The following is a 4,138-nucleotide window of genomic DNA, read 5'->3' on the forward strand; positions in this document are numbered from 1 at the left end:
TCTCAATCAACGACCACGCAAAACTCTGGGATATCGAACCCCTGCTGAAATGTTCGATGCGTGTGTTGCGTCGATCAGTTGAATCCGCAGCCAAGAGCTGCCGCTCGCCATTGGGCACAATCGGCCACGATCGAAGTCCCTCCAGCACAATTCCTCCACCTTTCCTCTTTAACGAATAAACCGAATGACTTTGATTAGTTTGCTCGGCAAGAAGCTGAACGACGAAGAGATTTCCCAACTCCTGGAAGACTACAAGGTAGGCGAGATCATCTATGGCTTTGGCCGAATACGCTAACCGCGCTGCAGGCCTAGTCGCGCCATGCGATCAGCAGGTGGATGCCGCCAGCGGCCGGACCTACAGCACCCCATCGACGATGTTCATTCGGCAGACTGGGCAGCTTGTGCAGGCAGGAGGTCTTCTTGCAGGTATGACCACAGAAGCGGCTCCGGGAGGCAAGCCGGTTTACAAGTATGCAAGCGGGAACAGGTTTTTGGTTGGCTAATCAATCTGGCCGGTGGATGGAGTATGCGTCTGTGGCTCGTCATACAGCCTCATGCAAGCTCGCTTGATCTGGTACGCGGCCATCTCGCTTCGAGTGTCTGCAGCTTTCCTCGCTGTGCACTCAGCGCCGGAATCGTAGCCAGTGAGCTCGCGTCCTGAACCTGGCTTCACGGCCTCAATACCGCTAGGGAAGGACACTAGGCAAGCCTGAGCCGCAGCCATTGCCGCCTTGTCGTTCTGCACCTGGCCAGCCTTATCTAGGATGCAGGTGGCGTAGTTCGCAGCCATGGCCGGTGAAGCCAGGAGCAGGGCTAGAGCGACTAGTGTTGGGTGCATGTGGTGCGATGGTAGGGAAAATGGCGAGAGAGCCGTCGAGGTGTCTGGTAGTTAGAGAGCTAGTTCCACGCTCATTTGGCAATAAAAAACCGCTCGGAGGCGGTTGGGATGCAAGGCTTATTCGCCTACCGTTTACGGAAGTTATTTGAACCGCCTGCGGTTCCTGATCGAGGAGGAAGGTGCCGGAAAGTAATTCTGCCCTTCGTCAGGTCATAAGGTGACATTTCAATAGTCACATTGTCGCCAGCAATGATCTTGATTCGGTGCTTTCGCATCTTTCCACCTGTGTACGCAACCAAGGTGTGGCCGTTATCCAGGGTAACTCGATACCTAGCATCGGGGAGAATTTCTCCGATCTTCCCTTGCATTTCGATCAGGTCTTCTTTGCTCAATGTGTGTCCTTGGTGATGGTCCGCGGGGTTACTTCAAGAGGGCAAGTTGCATGCCCTCATGCTTGGCATGATCGAACGCTTCCTGAGCGGTCTCAAAAAGCTTTGAGAAGGTGTAGACGGTGTCTTGAGTAACAGAGCCTTGGCCAGATTTCAAAGAGACGGCTGATTGAAACTTGCCATCTGGCTGCTCACTCACGCCAGGCGAGATGAAATAACGAGAGATTTTGTTGGTGTTTTTAAAAAATTGGAACATACATGCGCGCTCCACGCGCTGAAACGGTGGAGCTTGTGGCGCCAGAAATAAATGCAGAAGAGGGGAAAGCCGACCCTAGGAATTTATTGTGGCTTGAGAGCTTGCCTAGGATGGTGTGCGGAATGGCGTAAGAGCCAAGCACTCTGATGGATCAAGGGGCAAGCATGCCCTGACCGGAAGTTCAGGATAGCACACAGACGGCTTTCGTCAAAGGACTACATCCATCATGACTTGTCATGCACTACCAACCGCCTTGCCCCGAGGACTGTCTGTGGCATGTGACCAAGCTTCAGCTACTCCTCTGGGCCGAGACCCAATGTGAACCCTTCTGATCGCCTGCACTGTGAGCGGGAAATTCCGTCTTTGAGGAGCATCTCCGGTCGCGTCCGTACGTAGCCAGGCAATCTGTAAGCGCTGGATGCGCCTACTTGAAGGTCATCTTTTCCCGGCAGCCAATCTACCTTGCAATGAGTTAGCCTGAAACGCTGCTTCAATGAAAGGATCGAGATGGGCTACGGGCAAATACTTCTGTTTTTCGTGATGGTCTGGCTGTCGTACTTTGTGTACTGGCTTCTTTCACGAGGTCCGCCACATTCACCCAGGATCCTATCTCGCCCTCTTTCGAAGACGATCGCATTGAAGAAATTGATTTCAAAAAAGCATTGGGCAAGAGGTGAGTCGGTGGCTGTAGCTGACGATGGCGAGCACACTTCGAACATCTTCCGAATTGCAGGGAACACCTTTGGTCAGTCGGCCCACCGAGAGTGCTTGGCGTTCCTTGTTCCAGGAAAAGAACAAGCAGGCTTTGAAATGGTAGTGTCAGTGGTGGTAGAGGGATTGCGCATCGGTAAACTGTCCCAAAGAGATCTCATTCCGTATAGAGCCATGCTGCAAAGAGCTGGACTGGCTGCACAGGTCACTTCGTGCGATGCCTACATTGGCGGTGGCGGAACTGGAGTTGATGGGAAGAAGCAACGCTATGCAATCTCCCTCAATGTTGATTGGTTCGAAGCTTAATTTAACGCCCGCGCTGAAGTTGCACAGCCGTCAATCCTGATGCATGGCATTGGGAGTTGGCTTGGTGTTGCTGATCCAGCATAGTTGCGGGAAGAATCCAAAGCTTTTCTTCGCGAGTCACGTTTAAGGTTATTAAAAGGAGTAGCCTGGGACTAGGCGATCCATCCTGCATCGTCATTTGGATCCGGAGCCTATCTGTCAGCCAACCCCATCCCCATATCTACTCCTACCTTTTGGCACACCGTCAAAGTGATGTTTTTTGTGAGTGGTGACTCCCTGGTTCAGCATGATGCTGGTGACAATCCGCATGTGAAATTTACGGCACTCCAGCCGGTGAAGAGCCAGCAAGTTGCTGTGTCTGATGAGGGTTGATATGGGCTGGACTACAGTTCCTACTGATTCGCAAAATTCTCTCGAAGAAGTCCTTCTAGCCACGACACATATACGCACCTACTGGGGCTCGCAGCACCTCACAAATGCCAGTGGTTTCTTCTTCCAACGTGACGCCCGCCTGTTCTTAGTGACGAGCTTGCATGTTTTGCAAGACCAGCTCACTAGGCATCTTCCTGACCGGATCGAAATCGAGCTTCATACGTGTGCCAATGATCTGAGCAGAATTGCGATCTTCTCAATCCCACTATTTAGCCAAGGAGCCGAACTTTGGACAAGGGCATCGGACACAGCTGGTTCAGTGGATATAGCAGCCATAGAGATTGCCGTTGATCGATTGCCGGAGCAGACCTTGCTGCGAGCTTTTAACGTCTCGAACTTAGACGCAGGCAGTGAGGATGTGGCTATTGGCGATGACCTGACAGTCGTTGGTTTTCCTCTGGGATTTCACGACACGGTTCATTATTTGGCTGTGGCGCGAAGTGCATCTATTGCGTCTGCCTACGGCGTGCGATTTCAGCGGCAAGGCTATTTTTTGACAGATGCTAGGACACACCGTGGTAGCAGCGGGTCCCCTGTGCTGCGACGCCGACGCACGGCCCATAGCGCTCGCTCTTTGGATGCTTGGCAATTGCTGGGCGTTCATTCCACACGAATGGACATGCGAACTCGTGATGTCATCGAAGACGAGTCGCTTGGCTTAAATTGCACTTGGTACACAGATGTTTTGCTGCTGCTTACTGCGTAATTATCCCTGCCTACTTTGAGCTTCCTCTCTCGCGATTTCAACTCTAATTCGGACTCCAGACTGCTCGCTCGTGCACTTAGATTTCCATCTTCGAACACGAAGCAGTGAATCGCCCCGGGTTTCCTAGACACCTTTGAGCCTCAACCTGAGGCCCAATAGGAGGTGCCATGAGTAAACAGAGATACCCCGAAGAATTCAAGACCGAAGCGGTCAAGCAGATCACTGAGCGAGGCCACAAGGTAGCCGACGTGTCGGCTCGGCTTGGCGTCAGCCAACACAGCCTGTATCAGTGGATTAAGTCCCATCAAGTGCCCGCTGCGGAACGCCAAGTGCAGGGATCGCAGACCGACGAGTTGCGAAGATTGAAGGCCGAGCTCAAGCGTGTGACCGAGGAGCGCGACATTTTAAAAAACGGCCATCGCACGCGCCGTACCGCCCCTTTGAAGAGAAACACGTGCAGGCCTAAGATAAGTCGTGCGTCTGGCAGTGGCCGACAGCTT

Annotated in this window: 5 protein-coding genes; 3 read left to right on the forward strand and 2 right to left on the reverse strand. The window is 52.8% G+C overall.

Annotated elements, in window-relative coordinates:
- Positions 1-963: 963 nt before the first annotated feature.
- Both infA and EDF71_RS24785 read right to left on the reverse strand, forming a co-directional pair.
- Complete coding sequence (gene infA, locus EDF71_RS24780; protein WP_133859181.1) at positions 964-1,230, reverse strand: translation initiation factor IF-1; 267 nt, start codon at positions 1,228-1,230, stop codon at positions 964-966.
- 28 nt (positions 1,231-1,258) lie between these two features.
- Complete coding sequence (locus tag EDF71_RS24785) at positions 1,259-1,483, reverse strand: hypothetical protein (RefSeq protein WP_133859182.1); 225 nt, start codon at positions 1,481-1,483, stop codon at positions 1,259-1,261.
- Between the two features lie 636 nt (positions 1,484-2,119).
- Between EDF71_RS24785 and EDF71_RS24790 the strand changes: the two genes are divergently transcribed.
- The 3 genes from EDF71_RS24790 to EDF71_RS24800 form a co-directional block, all read left to right on the forward strand.
- On the forward strand, positions 2,120-2,500 hold the full coding sequence (locus EDF71_RS24790) for a hypothetical protein (protein WP_133859183.1): 381 nt from the start codon (positions 2,120-2,122) through the stop codon (positions 2,498-2,500).
- A gap of 373 nt (positions 2,501-2,873) precedes the next feature.
- On the forward strand, positions 2,874-3,638 hold the full coding sequence (locus tag EDF71_RS24795) for a serine protease (protein WP_133859184.1): 765 nt from the start codon (positions 2,874-2,876) through the stop codon (positions 3,636-3,638).
- 167 nt (positions 3,639-3,805) lie between these two features.
- The coding region (locus EDF71_RS24800; RefSeq protein ID WP_243854460.1) for a transposase at positions 3,806-4,138 on the forward strand (333 nt) is incomplete at its 3' end.

This window comes from Comamonas sp. JUb58, assembly GCF_004364775.1.
Taxonomy (GTDB): domain Bacteria; phylum Pseudomonadota; class Gammaproteobacteria; order Burkholderiales; family Burkholderiaceae_C; genus Comamonas.

Excerpts from the sequence above, each read along its gene's own strand:
- EDF71_RS24785 (WP_133859182.1), bottom strand. The coding sequence starts at position 1,483 with ATGTTCCAATTTTTTAAAAACACCAACAAAATCTCTCGTTATTTCATC.
- EDF71_RS24795 (WP_133859184.1), top strand. The coding sequence starts at position 2,874 with ATGGGCTGGACTACAGTTCCTACTGATTCGCAAAATTCTCTCGAAGAA.